Origin of the sequence: Vibrio sp. MOR3, from assembly GCF_001557775.1 — a bacterium.
Lineage (GTDB): Bacteria > Pseudomonadota > Gammaproteobacteria > Enterobacterales > Vibrionaceae > Vibrio > Vibrio jasicida.
Genome location: NZ_LNRD01000003.1, coordinates 170,333 through 188,791, shown reverse-complemented (window position 1 = coordinate 188,791; position 18,459 = coordinate 170,333). Strand labels below are relative to the sequence as shown.

The following is an 18,459-nucleotide window of genomic DNA, read 5'->3' as shown; positions in this document are numbered from 1 at the left end:
TCTTCAATGGAGATGGATATAGAAGGGGAGCCAAGCTCCCCTAGGTAAATCAAAGTTGGTTGTAAAGTGTCTCGATTTGAGTCACTTCAGCACTGTTTTCTGCAAGACCTGTGTATGTCGCTAGCGTCTTCTTCACGCCCACTTCTTTTAATGAGTTTTGTAGCTCTACGGCTTGTGGGTCAGTGTCGTTAGTGTACTTCAACGCAGCGGCAATGCCTTTCAAAAGTGTTTTATTTTCAGTGCCATACTCAATTGTACCGAGTAAAGGCTTCACTAATCTATCGTTTGCACCTAATTTACGAATTGGTTGACGACCTACGCGATCAACCTCATCCACTAGGTATGGGTTGGCAAAGCGTCCTAGAATCTTCTCGATGTAAGCATTGTGCATGTCACGGTCGAAGCCGTAACGTTTGATCAGCACCTCACCACTCTCTTGCATCGCCTGTTTTACTTCAGCATGAATGCTTGGGTCTTCAATCGCTTCACGAATGGTGCGATGGCCTTTCAAGCAACCTAGGTAAGCGGTAATGCAGTGACCTGTATTGAGAGTGAACAGCTTGCGTTCTACGAATGCCATTAGGTTATTGGTTCTTTCCATGCCCGCGATGTCAGGGATTTCGCCCTTGAATTGCTGCTCATCCACAATCCATTCGCTAAAGCTTTCTACCGTCACTTCTAGTGGGTCATCGTTTGCCGCTTCTGCTGGTGGCACGATACGGTCTACTGCGGAATCGACAAAGCCAACCAACTCGTCTGCTTTTGCGTGCAATGATTCATCCAAGTGTTTGTACACTTCACCTTTTAGATGTGTGGTGCCACGAACCATGTTTTCACATGCGATGATGTTCAATGGTTTATCGTTACCTGCTGTAAAGCGTTTAGCAATGCCGGTAGCGATGGTTTTTGCAATGATGTCCAGTACGTTAGGGCCCACTGCTGTTGTTACCAAATCGGTTTTTACAATGCGGTCGATGACATCTTCACTGGCTGAGTTAACCGCGGTGACGTGAGTTACTGTGTCGATTTGGCACTCAGTACCGACCACTTTTACTTTGTATTCTTGCTTGTGACTCAGTTGGTCGACGAGTGGAGCGTCAACGTCTGCGAACGTCACCTCGACTTCTGCGTCTGCTAATAGTTTACCGATGAAGCCACGACCAATGTTACCTGCGCCAAAATGAACTGCGTTTTTCATAATTCTTACCTACCAATGTCTAAAATGTTGACTAAAACGAATCTAGGGTGAGGCCAACCGCATAGGGGGTGACAGCTGACCTCGGTTTGCTCAGGAGCAAATTAAAGGGAGTGATTAAGCCGCTTGCTGGCCGCCAAGGATGTTCAGAATCTCTTCCACATCGTTGGTGCTAGTTAGCTTCTCAATTGCTTCCGGCTCATCGAGCGCGTTCGTAATGGTGGTGATTACTTGGATGTGTTCATCGTTCTTAGCGGCAATACCGATAACCAGTTTCGCTACATCGTCGTCATCTTCAGTAAATTGGATACCCGATGGGTATTGGCAGATTACAATGCCGGTTTTCTTCACGCGGTCTTTCGCTTCAACGGTGCCGTGAGGTACTGCGATAGATTCGCCTAAGTAGGTTGAAACCAGTGCTTCACGTTCAAACATTGCGTCTACGTACTCTGGTTCTGCGTAGCCTAGTTCAACCAGCTTGTTACCTGCAAAGCGAATCGCTTCTTCTTTGTTGGTTGCTTTCAAACCTAGGTGAATGTTTTCGCGCTGAATTTGGAATACCGATGGTTGCTGTTGTTCAAAGCTGTCATCGTTCGCAGCCATGACCGATACTTTTACCATTTGTTCGTCGTTTGCTGCGGATTGTTTTTGAGCGGCTAGCAATTTAGTTACTAGCTGGTTGTACATTTCGCTGTCTAGGAAGTTCGTCAATGAAATGTGGTGTGCGTTTGGAGCATGCTTACGTGCACGATCCGTTAAGTCTTTATGAGTAATCACGATATCTGCACTCTCTGGTAAGCTATTGATAGCAAGGTTGGTTACGTGGACGTTCAGACCCGCGTCTTGAACTTTTTTGCGTAGCATGCTCGCGCCCATTGCACTCGAGCCCATGCCCGCATCACAAGCGACAATGATGCTTTGTACTGTCGCTAGGTCTACGTCACCTTTGCTTTGGCTGTTTACCACCGCATCGTTTTTAGATGCAGATTTCATGTCTTTCATTTGTGATGTCGCTTTTTCTAGGGCTGCTTCATCACCGTCTTCTTCTGTTGACGTTTGAGTCTTCATTAGCAGTGCCGCTACGGCGAATGACACGCCTGTTGCTGCTGCGATAGAAGCTAGTACACCAACGATTGAGCCTTTCTGAGTCATCAACAAGATTGCAAAGATTGAACCTGGTGATGCTGGAGAAACAATACCTGCGTTAAAGATAGTGAGAACGAATACGCCAGTCATACCACCTGCGATAGCCGCAAGGATTAGGCGAGGGTTCATTAGGATGTATGGGAAGTAAATCTCGTGGATACCGCCGAAGAAGTGGATGATTGATGCACCACCTGCCGTTTGACGAGCCGTACCTTTACCAAACACCATGTAAGCTAGCAGGATACCTAGACCAGGACCTGGGTTTGCTTCGATTAGGAAGAAGATCGATTGACCTGTCTCAGACGCTTGTTGGATACCTAGTGGAGAGAAGATACCGTGGTTGATCGCGTTGTTTAGGAACAGGATCTTCGCAGGTTCAACGAAGATTGAAGTCAGTGGTAGTAGGTGAGCAGAAACTAGGAAGTTAACGCCTGCCGCCAAGCCACCAGAAAGAATTTTTACGAATGGACCGATAAAGATGAAAGCAAGGATCGCACATAGCATGCCGATGATGCCCGCAGAGAAGTTGTTAACCAACATCTCGAAGCCACTTTTTACTTTACCATCGATGTAGTTATCGAATTTCTTGATAGCCCAGCCGCCCATTGGGCCGACCATCATTGCACCCATAAACATTGGGATGTCTGTGCCGACAATCACACCCATTGTTGTGATTGCACCGACTACCGCACCACGATCGCCACCAACTAATTTACCACCGGTGTAACCGATAAGTAGTGGCAGCAAGTAGGTAATCATTGGGCCAACCATAGAGGCTAACGTTTCGTTTGGTAGCCATCCAGTTGGGATAAATAGAGCAGTGATAAAGCCCCACGCGATAAACGCGCCGATGTTTGGCATTACCATGTTTGACAGAAAACGACCAAAATTTTGTATCTTGATCTTGGCATCTGGTGATATCATAACAATTCCCCGTTCGATGTTCTGATGAATCTTGTTGTAGTAAACGGTTCGCCAAAACCGTTTGTTTGATTGCTTAGTACCCAATCAATTTACCACACATTTTCCAATTGGAACTGACAACGGGTTTTTCGTGATCTACGCCCGCATTTCTTAGGCTGAGAAACGGTTTTTAAGTGACCAAGTTCAACTTATTAACTTGTAACTTAATAACAAAAAGCCACTTTCAAATCTGTCAATAAAAATCTTAGTGATCAATTCGATCTTCTGACAAATTTAAAATCAAAATACTTTGTGACTTTGATCACTTTTGATTTCTTTTGGAATTCAAATTAAATACCAGTAACGATCAATATCACATTTTGTGTTGATTTGTTCTAGGCATGAAATGTGATCTGAGTCACTTTTGGTATTTTGTGAAAGTTTGCGACGGGATTGGTGTGATCAATGTCATTGCGACTCTTCGATAGAATGTATTTATAAGAGTCTTTTCGGCATACTTCACGAAGTGTTCTTATCTAATTGATAGAAAAGTAAAAAAAAGAGTCGCTACACTGCTTTTTATTGACTCACAACTCTCTTCTTACTCACTGCTCTTACTTATGGTTGCTATTAGCATGGTAGGTGAGGTACTCATGAGTTTGCTCGCGTCCCATATACCTTGCCAACGTCTTTTCTTGAACATCGCGCAAATCTACCGTAATCAAACCATCTAGCGCATTATTGAACGCAGGGTCGACATTGAAGCACACCAGTTTGCCATTGAGGCTTAAGTACTGACGCAGTAACACGGGGACACCTTTTCCTTCATCGATTCTGGCAATAACGCGTGATAATAGCTGTAAGTCCCCCAGAGCGGTAAGCATGCTGGTGTTCCAGTCACGGTGGTGCTCAGGAAGTGGGTTAGAAGGTGTGACGTACTCTGCGCAATTGTTGTCGTAGTGGTGCAGTGTCATTGATTGAGCCAGCAATTGGCGTGCAGTATCGCTATAGTCGTTGCTAATGCTTACCGGACCAAATAGGTGAGTGTAATCAGGGTTTTGATGCACGAAGGTTGCGATGCCTTTCCAGAGCAGCAGTAGTGCGCTCATGCTCTTTTGATATTGCTGCGCAATCACTGAGCGCCCCATCTCGATGGATTTACCCATTTGGTCGATAAAGCGTTGGTCATAGTTAAACAACGTTCGTGAATACAGGCCTGCTACGCCGTGCTTTTCAATCAGTTGATCAACTAGACCTAAACGATACGCGCCCACCAAGCATTGGTTTTCTCTGTCCCACACAAACAGATGCAGGTAATCATGATCGAAATGGTCAATGTCTATTGCTAGTCCCGTCCCTTCACCAACCTGTCGAAAATTGAGCTCACGTAGGCGACCAATTTCATGCAGTAGGGAAGGGATATTCTGCGACTCCGTGCAGTAGACATCGAACTCACCACTTGTTAGCAGCTTGGACTCTTTTGGTAAGCTGTTCAGCTCTTCAAGCAATTCGCCTATGGGTAACCCTGCCGCTATTGGAGAGAGCTGTTCTGATGAAGACGAGGGCTTTACTGATAGGGTTTCACGATTGAGCAAGTAAGTGTTGAGTCGTAAATAACTCACGACTTGATCATCGCTAAGTGTGTTGAGTTCTTTGAATTTGATTGCTTGGCCAAAGGATAAGTCGATGGTTTGCGCATGTTTGTTTAGCAGCTCTCTACCAAGCATTAGGGTGCGCAAAAGAGGATGGATTTTTCCCGCCATATAGAAATGTTTCGAGTTCTGACCGCTGATGAATACTGGAACTGTCGTTGCTTTGTTTTTACGGATCAGGCTGCTTACGCTTCGGCTCCACGCTTTGTCTTCCAAGCGTTGTTGTTTGGCATCGACTAACTGGGACACTTCTCCGGCAGGAAAGACAAGCAATAAGCCGCCACTGGCGAGGTGTTTATTGGCAGCTCTCAGGGCTTTCATATTCGATTTAACGGCGTCTTTGCCTTCAAACACATCAACACCAATAAAGAGCTGATCTAACTCCGGCACGGTTTTAAGGTATTGATTGGCTAGGATTTGGATATCTGCTCTGACCATCAAGAGCAGTTCAGCCAAGATCACGCCTTCCACACAACCAAGCGGGTGGTTCGCCACAATGACGGTAGCTCCTTGTTTAGGAACTGAATCGAGTGAACCATGAGCAATGCGATAGTCGATACCTAAGATATCCAGCGTGAAGCGAAGAAAAGTTTTGGTATCGGCATTAACAGGCCGTTGAGCGTAGAACTTATCCAGCTGGTTTAAACCGGTTGCCCATTCAGCAACGTTTTCACCAATACCAAAAGGCGTTTTACGGGGGAGACGAAAAGGGGTTGAACTATCCATATTTACCTCAGCGTATAAGTTGCTGATTGGATAGTAGAAATTACAGATGACAGTTCAGAGGCAAAAACATGAGCCTTTGGTGACAAAGTGGTGACGCTTTGTTGACCAAAGGCGAAGCATAATGAAGGTGGTATTGGGAAATTTAAGCTTTATCACCAGCAAACATGAGGATACTAAGAGAGTTGAGTGTTTCACCCAGGCTTTCTAGCGAGCTCAGCACCTGCTTAGTGGGTTCGTTTTCTAGCAGTATGCGTCCATCAAAACCTTTGCCCGTGCACGATTCTTCTGAACAAGCCTGTGCATTTTCTTCAATCGTGTTTTCATTAGTAACCTGCTCTTCAGCTAATGATTCTTCAGCTGCAAACTCGTTGGCACTGACACAAAAGCTGGAGATCAGCAGTCCACAGAGCAATATTAATTTTGTTTTCAACATACTGATAAACTCAAAAATAAAACACTGTTCGATTTTATGTTATCGAGCTCATCATTTCGAGCGATATGACACAAATTTAGCTTTCGGTCGCTATTTTATTGCCATAACTAGACTATCTTATCGACATAACAAATTGATTGATTGAGCGAAATTAGGAGTATGAATGGAGCGAATTACCAATAAGTCGTCAGTATGGCTGGGGTTAAGCCTGATCATTGGTCTTGGTGTCCTGGGCTTTTTTATCCAACAGACGGCGATTAAGTACAAAGCTTACGAACGTGTGGTTACCGTGAAAGGGCTATCTGAACGTGAGTACCCCGCGGATACGGTGATTTGGCCGATTCAGTTTACCGTAGCGAGTAATGACATGCCGACGATGTTTGATGAGATTGATCAACAGACGAAGCTAGTACTCGATTTTCTCGCAGCAAAGGGACTGGATGAATCCAACTTCTCGTTATCCTCTCCAGCCGTAACAGACCGCAAAGCACAGCAATATGGCAACGAACAGGACATTGAGTATCGTTACTTAGCCAATCGAACGGTGACGGTCTACAGCCAGAACATTGATGTCGTTAGAGCGGCTATCAATGAAATCGGTGAGCTAGGCAAACAGGGTGTGTTGCTTAACCAAGATCCTTATGCAAATCGCATTGAATACAGTTTTACTAAGCTTAATGACATCAAGCCAGACATGATTGAAGAAGCGACTAAGAACGCTCGTGAAGTGGCAGAGAAGTTCGCGAAAGATTCACAAAGCTCGCTTGGTAAAATCAAGCGTGCAACGCAAGGTCAGTTTTCCATTTACGATCGTGATAGCAACACGCCTTATATTAAAAAAGTACGCGTTGTTTCAACCGTTCAATATTACTTGTCCGATTAACTCTACGTCTTACTATCCACTGAATAAAAAAGTAAAAGCCAGTCATTTGATTGGCTTTTTTAATGCTCAATCAATTGCATTCTAGTTGCCGCTATTTTTCTTATTTGTGCAAGTGATCTTTTATAAAACTAAGTTCTTATTTGTTCGGCCGTGAAGTTGATAAAAGTCAATTCAGATAGGGGTTTAGAGGCGTAATTTTGACCGCACTTATTCGCTAGAAGGAATTGCTAGAATGGCTTACAAACATTACCTCAGAGAATTGCTTGGTTTAGCAATTGTGGTTTCTGTGGTGTTCGGTGCATTGAGTGTGTTGTTGGATTTATGTGCCTTGGTGGCGTTTTGTGAACATCAAGAAGATACGGCTCAATTGTTTTTCCATGAATCGTTTTATTTTGTCGCGTTCTTGATCCCCCCTTATTTTCTGTGGAGAGCGATCAATCGCCCAGACTTAGTCTCTGCAACACAAGAGTATCAAGCCTCAAGGTGCGAGCTAGAACGTTCGTAAAACTAATAAGCTTAGTGGCTTAAATGAAGCGCGTTTCCAAAAACAAAAAAAGCTCGTAGATTTCTCTACGAGCTTTTCGAAATTTGGTGGCCCCTCCCAGACTTGAACTGGGGACCAATCGATTATGAGTCGACTGCTCTAACCACTGAGCTAAGGGGCCTTAATAGGTCAACGATTATAGGGGAAGCGTTGCAAGGTGTCTAGCCACTAGGTAGGGCAATTGCGCTTAGTTTTTATTCACTTAGCTTCACCGATAATAAAAAAGGTGACACTCGGTCACCTTTTTTGCATTTAATCGCTTCGATTACTCGTCTAGGAAGCTGCGCAGAGTTTCTGAGCGGCTTGGGTGACGCAGTTTACGTAGTGCTTTCGCTTCGATCTGACGGATACGTTCACGAGTAACGTCGAACTGCTTACCAACCTCTTCTAGAGTGTGGTCAGTGTTCATGTCGATACCAAAGCGCATACGAAGAACTTTTGCTTCACGTGGCGTTAGGCCTGCAAGTACGTCTTTTGTTGCCATTTTCAGGCTTGTCGCAGTTGCTGAATCTAACGGCAGTTCTAGCGTTGTATCTTCGATGAAATCACCTAGATGCGAATCTTCGTCGTCACCGATTGGTGTCTCCATAGAGATTGGCTCTTTAGCGATTTTCAGTACTTTACGAATCTTGTCTTCTGGCATTTGCATGCGCTCTGCCAGTTCTTCCGGTAGCGGTTCACGACCCATCTCTTGCAGCATTTGGCGAGAGATACGGTTTAGCTTGTTGATCGTTTCGATCATGTGTACCGGAATACGAATCGTACGTGCTTGGTCCGCGATTGAACGAGTGATTGCCTGACGGATCCACCACGTTGCGTAAGTCGAGAACTTGTAACCACGACGGTATTCAAACTTATCTACCGCTTTCATCAGACCGATGTTACCTTCTTGGATTAGATCCAAGAACTGTAGACCACGGTTGGTGTATTTCTTCGCGATAGAAATTACCAGACGTAAGTTCGCTTCAACCATCTCTTTCTTCGCACGGCGAGCTTTTGCTTCACCGATAGACATACGACGGCTGATGTCTTTAATGTTTTGAACGTTTAGAGAAGTCTCTTCTTCAATCATTTTTAGCTTCATGATTGAACGACGGATTTCTTCTTCGCTACGTTTGATTTTTTCAGCGTAAGGCTTATCAGATGAAAGAATCTCATCTAGCCAAGCTTCGCTTGATTCATTGCCTGTAAATAGCGCGATGAACGATTTCTTCGGCATTTTGCCGTATTCAACCGCTGACTTCATGATCAAACGTTCTTGAGTACGAACGCGATCCATCGCAGTACGAAGCTCGTTCACGAGGTGATCGAACTGTTTTGGTGTTAGACGGAATTCTCTGAATACGTCTAGCATCAATTCGTTTGCAACGGTTGCTTTCGGGCTTTCGTAGCCGTGTTCGTTGATCGCAAGCTGAAGGTTTTGGTACGTGCTGCGTAGCTGGTTGAATTTCTCAAGCGCTAGCTCTGGGTCAATACCTACATCTTCTTCAGAATCATCTGAATCGTCATCACTTTCTTCATCTTCTTCTGCGTCTTCTTCGTCTTCTTCTTCTAGTTGAGATTCAGACAATTCAGAACCGATGTGCGTTGCTGTTGGAGCAGCAGTGTCATCTGCGTCAGGGTCAACAAATCCAGAGATAAGGTCAGTTAGACGAAGTTCTTCTGCTTGAACTTTGTCAAACTGCTCAAGAATGTATGGGATAGTGCCAGGGTATTCAGCAACAGACGATTGAACTTGGTTAATACCTTCTTCAATACGTTTTGCGATGTCGATTTCGCCTTCGCGAGTCAGTAGCTCTACAGTACCCATTTCACGCATGTACATGCGCACTGGGTCTGTTGTACGACCAATTTCACTTTCTACGCTAGAAAGTGCAGCGGCTGCGGCTTCGGCAGCATCTTCATCGGTAATGTTTGTGTCATCGTTCAGTGCTAGATCATCGGCATCAGGAGCAGTTTCAACTACTTTGATACCCATATCGTTGATCATCTGAATGATGTCTTCTACCTGTTCTGAATCTACGATTTCAGCAGGTAGGTGGTCATTTACTTCGGCGTAGGTCAGATAGCCTTGTTCCTTGCCTTTAATAACAAGTAACTTTAGCTGTGACTGCGGATTTTGATCCATAGACGGTATCCAACTTCGTAATCTGGTGAAGGAATCAGTATGCGAAATGCAAACCACTTACTATAGCAAATTTAATTGTTGCTGACTAATTAATCAGGGTTACGCTTTTAAATCTAGCATTAAAGCTAGCAGCTCCCTTTTCTCTTCGGCTGATAAACCGACACTTCTTGCTTTGGCCTGCAGGTTTTCAATTTGCTTTTCTACGCACTGGGCAATTATTTTGTCCAGTGAGTCTAAAAATATTTCTTCAAGGTTGTCTTCTACGAGCGGAATATCCCAGCTCGCCAGACGAGACAGAAGGGTCTCATTTTGGCTATTTCGCCAATGCTCTAATAATTGGCCTGTGTTGATATGGGGATGTACCTGACATTTATCAAGTACATCAACAAATAAACTTAGGCCTGGTATGGATAAATCTCTCACTGAGGAAAGATCCGGTACCATTTGAGCATAGCTCGGATTTTGAATAAGTAGAGCGATAACCTCGCGCATCGGAGTTCGTTTGATCTCTTTGTGCGGCTGAGGTCGAGTTTCATTGCTCTTCTTACGTGGTTGACGTAAGCGGTTATCAAAACCAGTGCGTTCATCAAGCAGCTTTTCGAGTAATTCCTGAAAGTAGGGATCAGGTATCTTGTCGATAAGTGCACTTGCGTAGGCACGCAGCGCCGACTTACCTTCATTATTGCCCAAGTTGATTTGGTGCAATTCAATCAGGTTATCAAACAGATAGCTCGAAAGCGGTGTCGCTTGTTCGATTTGTTGTTCGAAGGCTTGTTTGCCGTATTTACGAACGTAGCTGTCCGGGTCTTCGCCATCAGGTAAGAACAAGAACTTCAATGTGTTACCTGTTTTCAGGTATTGAAGTGCGTTTTCCAGCGCGCGCCAAGCGGCCTCTTTACCTGCGCGGTCGCCATCGTAACAACACACAACGGTGTTGGTCTGACGGAACAGCATTTGAATGTGGTCGCCAGTCGTTGACGTGCCCAATGAAGCGACAGAGTAATCTACGCCATATTGCGCTAACGCGACAACATCCATATACCCTTCAACCACCAAAATTCGTGGTGGTTCACGATATGCCTGTAAGACTTCATAAAGGCCGTATAGCTCTTTACCTTTATGGAAGATTGGCGTTTCCGGTGAGTTGAGGTATTTCGGGGTGCCGTCGCCCAATACACGACCACCAAAACCAATCACTCGGCCTCGTCGATCTCGAATTGGGAACATAATACGGCCACGGAAGCGGTCGTAACGGTTACCTTTTTCGTTTTCAATCAACATGCCGCCTGTAACTAGCATGTCTTGGTTATCTTTGTTCTGGCCGAAGTTCTTACGGACTAAGTCCCATTCATCGGCCACATAGCCGATGCCAAACTTCTGGACGATTTCGCCAGATAATCCACGATCTTTTAGGTATTCAATGGCAACTTTGCTTGCTGGTAGCTTGAGTTGATTACGATAAAACTGAGAAATACTGCCCATTAAATCGTAAAGGCTACGTTTTTCGCTGCTGCTGGCTTGTGGTCCTGATTGAAACTGACCGCCACCACCGCTGCGTTGTTCGCGAGGAACATCTAACCCGAGGTAAGACGCCAGTTCTTCAATAGCTTCGACAAACTCTAAGCGCTCGAACTCCATAATGAAGTCGATGGCATTGCCATGCACGCCACAACCAAAACAGTGATAGAACTGCTTTTCTTGGCTGACACTGAATGAAGGGGTCTTTTCGTTATGGAAAGGGCAGCAAGCGCCGTAATTTTTACCTTTTTTCTTAAGTTTCACGCGCGCGTCAATGATGTCGACAATATCAAGTCGAGCTAGGAGGTCATCAATAAAACTGCGTGGGATGTGTCCAGCCATAAAACCTAACAAAAAAGAAAAATCATGATTGGTGTGAATGAGTTATGGAGAAAAGCATGCATACGACCGTGCGTTATTCCATTCATTCAGATACAAACAAGCCGTGCGTTCCAAAGGATAGCACGGCTTGCTGCAATTGGGTGGGGTGTTAAGCCAATTTAGCGCGAACTAAACCGCTCACTTTACCCATATCTGCACGCCCTTGAATTTGCGGCTTCAGAACGCCCATTACTTTGCCCATGTCTTGCATGCCAGCTGCACCAGATTCAGTAATCGCGTTCTCGATAAGAGCTGCTACTTCTTCATCTGTCAGTGGTTGAGGCATAAAATCCTCAAGAACCGTAATTTCTGCTCGTTCAGCATCAGCAAGATCTTGACGATTTGCTGCTTCAAACTGCGTGACAGAGTCGCGACGTTGTTTAACCATTTTGGTCAACACAGCAAGAATGTCGTCGTCGTTCAGAGTGATCTGCTCGTCAACTTCACGTTGCTTGATTGCTGCTAAGGCTAAACGAATAGTACCAAGGCGCAATTTGTCCTTGGCTTTCATCGCTAATTTTTGCTCTTCTTTGAGTTGTTCAATCAGAGCCATAACTAAATTCCTTTCCGGATCTCAGTTATTAGTACAGGCGAACGCGACGAGCGTTTTCGCGAGCTAGCTTCTTAGCGTGACGCTTTTGAGCTGCTGCTTTAGCGCGTTTGCGAACTGTAGTTGGTTTTTCGTAGTGCTCACGACGACGCACTTCAGAAAGGATACCTGCTTTTTCGCAAGAGCGCTTGAAACGACGTAGAGCAACGTCGAACGGTTCGTTTTCACGTACTTTAACTACTGGCATATGCCTTTCACCTCAGGGGTTATTCGTTAACGCTGGATTTCAGTAAACCAAATCACAATTATTTGGTCTATTACCAGCTTGATCAAAAATGGTGCGGAATTTTAATCCGATCACATAAGCTTTGTAAAGCCTTTTATCGCTTATTGTCTGTACAAAATTTGTTTGAAGCACCAAGGCAAGGTAATATGACGCCCAAATTTCCTCTATACAGAAAGCCCACTGAGAAAACCATGCGCATTATCGGTATTGAAACCTCATGTGACGAGACTGGCATCGCGATTTATGACGATGAAAAAGGTCTGTTATCACACCAGCTTTACAGCCAAGTAAAACTTCACGCGGATTACGGTGGCGTGGTGCCTGAGTTGGCTTCACGTGACCATGTTAAGAAAACTATTCCTCTTATTAAAGAGGCGCTAAAGGAAGCAAACCTGACACCTAAAGACATTGATGGCGTTGCGTACACCGCTGGGCCAGGTCTTGTTGGTGCCTTGCTCGTTGGTGCAACGATTGGTCGTAGTATTGCTTACGCTTGGGGTGTTCCTGCGGTGCCTGTTCACCATATGGAAGGTCACCTACTGGCACCTATGCTAGAAGACAATCCACCACCATTTCCGTTTGTTGCGGTATTGGTATCGGGCGGTCACTCAATGATGGTGGAAGTGAAAGGCATCGGCGAGTACAAAATCCTAGGCGAGTCGATTGATGATGCAGCGGGTGAAGCGTTTGATAAAACCGCGAAGTTAATGGGCTTGGATTACCCTGGTGGTCCACTACTGTCTAAACTGGCAGAGAAAGGCACTCCGGGTCGCTTTAAATTCCCACGCCCAATGACCAACGTGCCAGGTTTGGACATGAGCTTTTCTGGTCTCAAGACTTTTACTGCTAATACCATTGCGGCAAACGGTGATGACGAGCAAACACGTGCAGATATCGCTTTAGCATTTGAAGAAGCTGTGTGTGCGACACTGGTAATCAAATGTAAGCGTGCTCTAGAACAAACTGGCATGAAGCGTATTGTGATTGCGGGTGGTGTAAGTGCTAACCGTCGTCTGCGTGCTGAACTTGAGAAGCTGGCGAAGAAAGTCGGTGGTGAAGTTTACTACCCACGTACGGAATTCTGTACCGACAACGGTGCGATGATCGCCTACGCTGGTATGCAGCGCCTGAAGAATGGCGAAGTGTCGGACATGGCTGTGGAAGCGCGCCCACGTTGGCCAATCGACCAACTGACGCCAATCGCGTAAGCAAACTTCTACTGAAGGTTTGAAATAGATTCACCACAATAAAGGTCTCTGCTCATAAGAGGCCTTTATTTTTACCTATTGGATTGAAAGGCTTTACGTAATTAATGTTAAAGCCTGACTGATGCGAGCAGTTCCATATCGTTTCAGTGATAGGATGATGTGCAAGAATAATAAATGGATATAACAATGAATAATTTTGAAATTGAAGGTCAGAAACTTGCTTACTTAGATAAAGGGGAAGGCCCTGTGTTGCTATTTGGACACAGTTATTTGTGGGATTGCCAAATGTGGGCTCCGCAGATTGAGGTGCTAAGCCAGTCATACCGTTGTATTGTGCCAGATCTTTGGGCACACGGTGAGTCAGATGCTGCACCAGCTTCAACCCGTTCTTTGGTGGATTACGCTCAGCACATGCTGGCATTGATGGATCATTTGGAGATCGAACAGTTCTCTATTGTTGGTTTGTCTGTTGGTGGCATGTGGGGTGCAGAGCTGACAGCTCAAGCTCCGCAGCGTGTGAAGTCATTGGTGTTGATGGATACCTTCATTGGGCTTGAACCTGAAGTGACGCACAAGAAGTACTTTGCGATGTTAGATACGATTAGCCAAGTGCAAGCTGTACCTGCGCCAATTATTGAGGCTGTCACTCCGCTGTTTTTTGCCAATAATGCCGAGCAAGTAAACCCTGAGCTAGTCGCTTCATTCAAACAAAGTCTTGAAGATCTACAAGGTGAGCGTGCAGTCGAAGTCGCTCGTATTGGGCGTATGGTGTTTGGCCGCCGTGATGTGATTGAAGATTCAGAAATGTTCGCTTTGCCAACTTTGATTGCCGTCGGCCGTGAAGATAAGCCTCGCCCGGTGTTTGAATCTTACTTGATGAACGACTGTATTACGGGTAGCCAATTGATTGAGATCCCAGAAGCAGGGCACATTAGCTCATTGGAGCAACCTGAGTTCGTTAACCAGATGCTGTTAGACTTCTTAAATAAAGTGCACGCTTAGATTTTCAAGCCATATTTAGATAAAGAAAACTCGGTTTTAGGCCGAGTTTTTTTCTATCAGTTTCTTCTCACCAATCTTTGGTTCTTCGCCAGAGAGTAATCGGCGGATGTTTTGATGGTGTTTAAAGACGATTAAACAGCACAACATTGCTACAGGTAAGGTGTATTGAGGTTTGAACATCCAAGTGTAAAACGGTGTCACTAAAACGGTGACTAAGGCAGCTAAAGAAGAGTAGCGGAACAAGACGGCGATCCCCAGCCATGTCAGCATAACAAGACCGGTTAAATCCAGACCGATAGGGGCGATTGCACCAAGTGCTGTTGCGACGCCTTTCCCCCCTTTAAAGTGGAAGAATATTGGGTACATATGGCCGAGACAGGCTGCAATCGCGATGACACCAAGAATGATCGGATCGATACCGAGGAAGTACCCTCCCCAAACTGGTATGGTGCCTTTGAGCATGTCACAGAGTAAAACGGCTACGGCAGCTCCTTTGCCGCCAATGCGTAACACATTGGTTGCACCAGGGTTATTAGAGCCAACTTTACGAGGGTCTGGCAGCCTTAACAAACGACAAATGAGTACCGCACTGGAGATCGATCCCAGCAAATAGGCGGCCATTGTCATTATCAGTGCCAGTGCGTCCATAGAAGTCCTTGATGGATTGGAATTTAATGCTCAGTTCCTGAGTAATTGCTATCATACCGCGATTCGGCTTTGAGCAAAAATACTCTCTGCGATAGAGCTTGCATTATGGGATTTCTTGTATATAAAGAGTCTTCGCAGTTTATACCCAAGTGACTTTTGCCACCAATTGACGTGGTTAAAGACCGCAGTAGGTTGCTTGGGTATAGAATAGTACGATCAAATTGCCCGTATCGGGTATCCGACCTCTGTAAAAGAAGGACATAAGATGGCTCTGGATAAAGTTTTTATTGAACAACTAGAAGTAATCACCACCATCGGCGTTTACGATTGGGAACAGCAAATTAAGCAAAAGCTGGTTCTGGATATCGAAATGGCGCACGACAATAAACCGGCGGGTAAAAGTGATGATGTTCAAGACGCATTGGACTACTCGCAGGTAAGTGAAGCGGTGCTTAATCACATCGAAAATGGTCGTTTCCTTCTAGTTGAACGAGTGGCAGAAGAAGTGGCTGACATCATCATGCAGCGCTTCTCTGTGCCTTGGGTAAAAATTCGTTTGGCAAAACCTGGTGCCGTTCCTCAAGCACGCGCGGTAGGCGTTGTGATTGAGCGAGGCCAGGCATGATAAAAGCTTATATCGGTGTCGGTACCAACATAGATAGGGAGCGGCATTCGTTGGCGGCTTTTCAAGAGTTGCAGCAACTTGGAACGGATCTCCACGTATCACCGATATATGAATGCGAGCCAATTGGCTTTAGCAGTCAGAACTTCTACAACTTCGTGATTAGTTTTTTTACGGAGTTGTCACTCGAAGAGTTGAGTCAGCATCTACGCGAGATTGAGTTTAAGTGGGGTCGTGAGGAAAATGCGCAAAAGTATCAGGATCGAACCTTAGATCTCGATATAGTCTTGTTCGGTGAGTGCATTTCGCAACAAAAACCTGAGTTACCTCGCAGTGATATCTACAAATATCCTTTTGTAACAAAGCCCCTGTATGATCTCGAACCTCATCTAGTGATCCCCGGCGATGGGCGTACTGTCGCTGATATTTGGCAGGCGATGCAGCCCGTTGATTCACTCAAACCCGTTTCTTTTTCACTTTAATTTTGAGTTGTTTACATGAGTTACTTTGAAGCCTTTATTTTGGCTCTGATTCAGGGTCTGACAGAGTTTTTACCAATTTCCAGCTCTGCTCATTTGATTTTACCTTCCGCTATATTTGGTTGGGAAGACCAAGGTTTAGCATTTGATGTTGCCGTTCACGTTGGTACGTTGATGGCTGTGGTGATTTATTTCCGCCAAGAAGTGATCACGCTATTCCAAGCGTTGTTTGCCTCGATCTTTAAAGGCGACCGCAGCAAAGAAGCCAAATTAGCTTGGATGATTGTACTGGCTACGATCCCGGCATGTGTCTTCGGTCTATTGATGAAAGACATCATTGAGATTTACCTACGCAGTGCTTATGTGATCGCGACGACGACGATCATCTTTGGTTTGTTGCTGTGGTGGGTGGATAAGAACGCAGAGCAAATCGCGGATGAATACCAAACGGGTTGGAAGAAAGCACTGTTTATTGGTATTGCTCAAGCACTTGCGATGATCCCTGGTACTTCACGCTCTGGTGCAACCATCACCGCGGCGCTTTACTTAGGCTTTACTCGTGAAGCGGCGGCTCGTTTCTCATTCTTAATGTCGATACCAATCATCACTTTGGCTGGTGGCTACTTAGGGATGAAGTTAGTAACCAGCGGCGAACCTGTGCATGTTGGCTTCTTACTTACGGGTATCGTGACTTCATTTATCAGTGCGTATATTTGTATCCACTTCTTCTTGAAGATGATTTCACGCATGGGCATGACACCATTCGTTATCTACCGTCTGATTCTAGGTTTTGGCTTGTTTGCTTTCTTGCTGACGGCTTAAACCCAATCCGAATGAAAACGCCCGCTTTCTATAGCGGGCGTTTTTGTTTGTTCGTTATGTACCTATCGGCTTATTTTCCTAGCGTAACTCTTACTGCTTCAACGCGACGCTTCTCTTGTTCATCGCGAATAGTTGGACCTTTGAAGCCGTCTTTAATGATAGCTTGTACATCGACAGATGCCGCAGCTTGGTAAGCTTGTATAAACAGCTCTGCTTGCGGGTAAGGTTGGCCTTCTAAGCCTTTTCGACCTGCATGATCGGCTTGGCAACAGATTAAAATATCTTGCAAACGTTCTGACTTACGCCACACATCAAACTTGTTGAGGATTTTTATGATGGTTTGTGGTTTAAGCTCGGCGGCTCGGTGGATGTTAGAGTGTTGCTCACAGACCATTAATGCCAAGTCACGAAATTCATTAGGAACGCGCACGCGAGCACACAGCTTTTTAATCAACTTTAAACCCGTGTGACAATGCATTTTGTGACTCGGCCATTCGCTTTCTGGTGTGACGCCTTTGCCTAAATCATGTACTTGTGCGGCAAATCGAACCGGCAATGAATCACTCAGCTTTGCTGCTTGCTCGGCCACCATAAGAGTGTGAATACCTGTATCGATTTCTGGATGCCACTTTTCTGGCTGAGGTACGCCAAACAGGACATCAATTTCTGGCAGGACGATGGCTAACGCACCGCACTCTCTTAAAACAGATAAGAATACGTCTGGGCGGGAAGTAGAAAGCGACTTATGCCATTCTTGCCAAACACGTTCTGGGGTAAGGGTGCTCAACTCGCCAGATTCTGCGATCTCGCGCATTAGTTGGATGGTTTCCTCTGCCACGCTAAAGTCCAAATGCGCCAACTTCGCCGCGAAACGAGCCACACGCAGAACACGTAGAGGGTCTTCAACAAAAGCTTCCGATACATGACGTAGCACTTTCGCCTGCAAATCTTGTTGACCACCATAAGGATCATATAGGTTGCCGTCATTATCCATCGCCATGGCGTTGATGGTGAGATCTCGTCGGATAAGGTCTTCTTCTAGCGTGACGCTTTGATCAAAGAAACATTCAAAGCCAGTGTAACCCGCGCCAGATTTTCTTTCGGTTCGTGCAAGGGCGTGCTCTTCTTTAGTCTTGGGATGAAGAAACACAGGAAAGTCTTTCCCGACAGCCGTGTAGCCTTGGCTTTGCATCATTTCTGGTGTCGAGCCGACAACCACCCAATCTTTGTCATAACTGTCGATTCCGAGCAAATGATCTCGAACTGCACCACCAACTAAATAAACTTGCACGGATTACCTCTTAATTTATGGATATGACGTTGGACATTGTAG

At 45.4% G+C, this 18,459-nt stretch carries 17 protein-coding genes and 1 tRNA gene; 7 read left to right on the top strand and 11 right to left on the bottom strand.

Annotated elements, in window-relative coordinates; genetic code table 11:
• Nucleotides 1-49: 49 nt before the first annotated feature.
• The 4 genes from ATB76_RS08170 to ATB76_RS08155 all read right to left on the bottom strand — a co-directional run bounded on the left by ATB76_RS08170 (nucleotide 50) and on the right by ATB76_RS08155 (nucleotide 6,055).
• On the bottom strand, nucleotides 50-1,198 hold the full coding sequence (locus ATB76_RS08170) for a mannitol-1-phosphate 5-dehydrogenase (protein WP_038866168.1): 1,149 nt from the start codon (nucleotides 1,196-1,198) through the stop codon (nucleotides 50-52).
• Nucleotides 1,199-1,312: 114 nt separating this feature from the next.
• Nucleotides 1,313-3,265 (bottom strand): PTS mannitol transporter subunit IICBA, encoded by a 1,953-nt coding sequence (locus ATB76_RS08165; protein WP_038866170.1) that lies wholly within the window; start codon nucleotides 3,263-3,265, stop codon nucleotides 1,313-1,315.
• Between the two features lie 593 nt (nucleotides 3,266-3,858).
• Nucleotides 3,859-5,622: a GNAT family N-acyltransferase gene (locus ATB76_RS08160; protein WP_061035029.1), complete on the bottom strand. Its 1,764-nt coding sequence runs from the start codon at nucleotides 5,620-5,622 to the stop codon at nucleotides 3,859-3,861.
• A 142-nt stretch (nucleotides 5,623-5,764) separates the two neighbouring features.
• A complete protein-coding gene (locus tag ATB76_RS08155; RefSeq protein ID WP_038866171.1) occupies nucleotides 5,765-6,055 on the bottom strand; it encodes a hypothetical protein in 291 nt (96 codons plus the stop codon).
• A 163-nt stretch (nucleotides 6,056-6,218) separates the two neighbouring features.
• Between ATB76_RS08155 and ATB76_RS08150 the strand changes: the two genes are divergently transcribed.
• Nucleotides 6,219-6,938, top strand: coding sequence for an SIMPL domain-containing protein (locus ATB76_RS08150; RefSeq protein WP_038866172.1), 720 nt, complete (start codon nucleotides 6,219-6,221; stop codon nucleotides 6,936-6,938).
• A gap of 232 nt (nucleotides 6,939-7,170) precedes the next feature.
• Nucleotides 7,171-7,443: a hypothetical protein gene (locus ATB76_RS08145; protein WP_038866173.1), complete on the top strand. Its 273-nt coding sequence runs from the start codon at nucleotides 7,171-7,173 to the stop codon at nucleotides 7,441-7,443.
• A gap of 84 nt (nucleotides 7,444-7,527) precedes the next feature.
• Here ATB76_RS08145 and ATB76_RS08140 read toward each other — a convergent pair.
• The 5 genes from ATB76_RS08140 to rpsU form a co-directional block, all read right to left on the bottom strand.
• Nucleotides 7,528-7,603, bottom strand: a tRNA-Ile gene (locus ATB76_RS08140).
• 144 nt (nucleotides 7,604-7,747) lie between these two features.
• Nucleotides 7,748-9,610: an RNA polymerase sigma factor RpoD gene (rpoD, locus tag ATB76_RS08135; protein ID WP_038866174.1), complete on the bottom strand. Its 1,863-nt coding sequence runs from the start codon at nucleotides 9,608-9,610 to the stop codon at nucleotides 7,748-7,750.
• Nucleotides 9,611-9,709: 99 nt separating this feature from the next.
• Nucleotides 9,710-11,470, bottom strand: coding sequence for a DNA primase (gene dnaG / locus ATB76_RS08130; RefSeq protein ID WP_038866175.1), 1,761 nt, complete (start codon nucleotides 11,468-11,470; stop codon nucleotides 9,710-9,712).
• A 148-nt stretch (nucleotides 11,471-11,618) separates the two neighbouring features.
• Nucleotides 11,619-12,062, bottom strand: a complete 444-nt coding sequence (locus tag ATB76_RS08125; RefSeq protein WP_038866176.1) for a GatB/YqeY domain-containing protein — start codon at nucleotides 12,060-12,062, stop codon at nucleotides 11,619-11,621.
• A gap of 28 nt (nucleotides 12,063-12,090) precedes the next feature.
• Nucleotides 12,091-12,306, bottom strand: coding sequence for a 30S ribosomal protein S21 (gene rpsU / locus ATB76_RS08120; protein WP_001145625.1), 216 nt, complete (start codon nucleotides 12,304-12,306; stop codon nucleotides 12,091-12,093).
• Nucleotides 12,307-12,536: 230 nt separating this feature from the next.
• On the opposite strand from rpsU, the gene tsaD reads away from it, so the two are divergent.
• Both tsaD and ATB76_RS08110 read left to right on the top strand, forming a co-directional pair.
• Nucleotides 12,537-13,553, top strand: coding sequence for a tRNA (adenosine(37)-N6)-threonylcarbamoyltransferase complex transferase subunit TsaD (tsaD, locus tag ATB76_RS08115; RefSeq protein ID WP_038866177.1), 1,017 nt, complete (start codon nucleotides 12,537-12,539; stop codon nucleotides 13,551-13,553).
• A 186-nt stretch (nucleotides 13,554-13,739) separates the two neighbouring features.
• Nucleotides 13,740-14,555, top strand: a complete 816-nt coding sequence (locus ATB76_RS08110) for an alpha/beta fold hydrolase (RefSeq protein WP_038866179.1) — start codon at nucleotides 13,740-13,742, stop codon at nucleotides 14,553-14,555.
• A gap of 36 nt (nucleotides 14,556-14,591) precedes the next feature.
• On the opposite strand, the gene plsY is transcribed toward ATB76_RS08110, so the two are convergent.
• The gene (gene plsY, locus ATB76_RS08105) at nucleotides 14,592-15,203 is read right to left on the bottom strand and encodes a glycerol-3-phosphate 1-O-acyltransferase PlsY (protein WP_038866181.1); all 612 of its coding nucleotides are present in this window, start codon (nucleotides 15,201-15,203) and stop codon (nucleotides 14,592-14,594) included.
• Between the two features lie 265 nt (nucleotides 15,204-15,468).
• Between plsY and folB the strand changes: the two genes are divergently transcribed.
• The 3 genes from folB to ATB76_RS08090 are packed head-to-tail and all read left to right on the top strand — an operon-like array spanning nucleotide 15,469 to nucleotide 17,126.
• The gene (gene folB, locus ATB76_RS08100) at nucleotides 15,469-15,828 is read left to right on the top strand and encodes a bifunctional dihydroneopterin aldolase/7,8-dihydroneopterin epimerase (protein WP_038866183.1); all 360 of its coding nucleotides are present in this window, start codon (nucleotides 15,469-15,471) and stop codon (nucleotides 15,826-15,828) included.
• The gene (folK, locus tag ATB76_RS08095) at nucleotides 15,825-16,307 is read left to right on the top strand and encodes a 2-amino-4-hydroxy-6-hydroxymethyldihydropteridine diphosphokinase (RefSeq protein WP_038866185.1); all 483 of its coding nucleotides are present in this window, start codon (nucleotides 15,825-15,827) and stop codon (nucleotides 16,305-16,307) included. The genes folB and folK overlap by 4 nt, the downstream gene beginning before the upstream one ends.
• A 15-nt stretch (nucleotides 16,308-16,322) precedes the next feature.
• On the top strand, nucleotides 16,323-17,126 hold the full coding sequence (locus ATB76_RS08090) for an undecaprenyl-diphosphate phosphatase (protein WP_038866187.1): 804 nt from the start codon (nucleotides 16,323-16,325) through the stop codon (nucleotides 17,124-17,126).
• A 70-nt stretch (nucleotides 17,127-17,196) separates the two neighbouring features.
• Here ATB76_RS08090 and ATB76_RS08085 read toward each other — a convergent pair whose 3' ends face one another.
• Nucleotides 17,197-18,417, bottom strand: coding sequence for a multifunctional CCA addition/repair protein (locus ATB76_RS08085; protein WP_061035028.1), 1,221 nt, complete (start codon nucleotides 18,415-18,417; stop codon nucleotides 17,197-17,199).
• Between the last annotated feature and the right edge of the window lie 42 nt (nucleotides 18,418-18,459).

Coding starts and splice junctions, on each gene's coding strand:
- ATB76_RS08170 (WP_038866168.1), bottom strand. CDS start 1,198: ATGAAAAACGCAGTTCATTTTGGCGCAGGTAACATTGGTCGTGGCTTC.
- ATB76_RS08165 (WP_038866170.1), bottom strand. CDS start 3,265: ATGATATCACCAGATGCCAAGATCAAGATACAAAATTTTGGTCGTTTT.
- ATB76_RS08160 (WP_061035029.1), bottom strand. CDS start 5,622: ATGGATAGTTCAACCCCTTTTCGTCTCCCCCGTAAAACGCCTTTTGGT.
- ATB76_RS08155 (WP_038866171.1), bottom strand. CDS start 6,055: ATGTTGAAAACAAAATTAATATTGCTCTGTGGACTGCTGATCTCCAGC.
- ATB76_RS08150 (WP_038866172.1), top strand. CDS start 6,219: ATGGAGCGAATTACCAATAAGTCGTCAGTATGGCTGGGGTTAAGCCTG.
- ATB76_RS08145 (WP_038866173.1), top strand. CDS start 7,171: ATGGCTTACAAACATTACCTCAGAGAATTGCTTGGTTTAGCAATTGTG.
- rpoD (WP_038866174.1), bottom strand. CDS start 9,610: ATGGATCAAAATCCGCAGTCACAGCTAAAGTTACTTGTTATTAAAGGC.
- dnaG (WP_038866175.1), bottom strand. CDS start 11,470: ATGGCTGGACACATCCCACGCAGTTTTATTGATGACCTCCTAGCTCGA.
- ATB76_RS08125 (WP_038866176.1), bottom strand. CDS start 12,062: ATGGCTCTGATTGAACAACTCAAAGAAGAGCAAAAATTAGCGATGAAA.
- rpsU (WP_001145625.1), bottom strand. CDS start 12,306: ATGCCAGTAGTTAAAGTACGTGAAAACGAACCGTTCGACGTTGCTCTA.
- tsaD (WP_038866177.1), top strand. CDS start 12,537: ATGCGCATTATCGGTATTGAAACCTCATGTGACGAGACTGGCATCGCG.
- ATB76_RS08110 (WP_038866179.1), top strand. CDS start 13,740: ATGAATAATTTTGAAATTGAAGGTCAGAAACTTGCTTACTTAGATAAA.
- plsY (WP_038866181.1), bottom strand. CDS start 15,203: ATGGACGCACTGGCACTGATAATGACAATGGCCGCCTATTTGCTGGGA.
- folB (WP_038866183.1), top strand. CDS start 15,469: ATGGCTCTGGATAAAGTTTTTATTGAACAACTAGAAGTAATCACCACC.
- folK (WP_038866185.1), top strand. CDS start 15,825: ATGATAAAAGCTTATATCGGTGTCGGTACCAACATAGATAGGGAGCGG.
- ATB76_RS08090 (WP_038866187.1), top strand. CDS start 16,323: ATGAGTTACTTTGAAGCCTTTATTTTGGCTCTGATTCAGGGTCTGACA.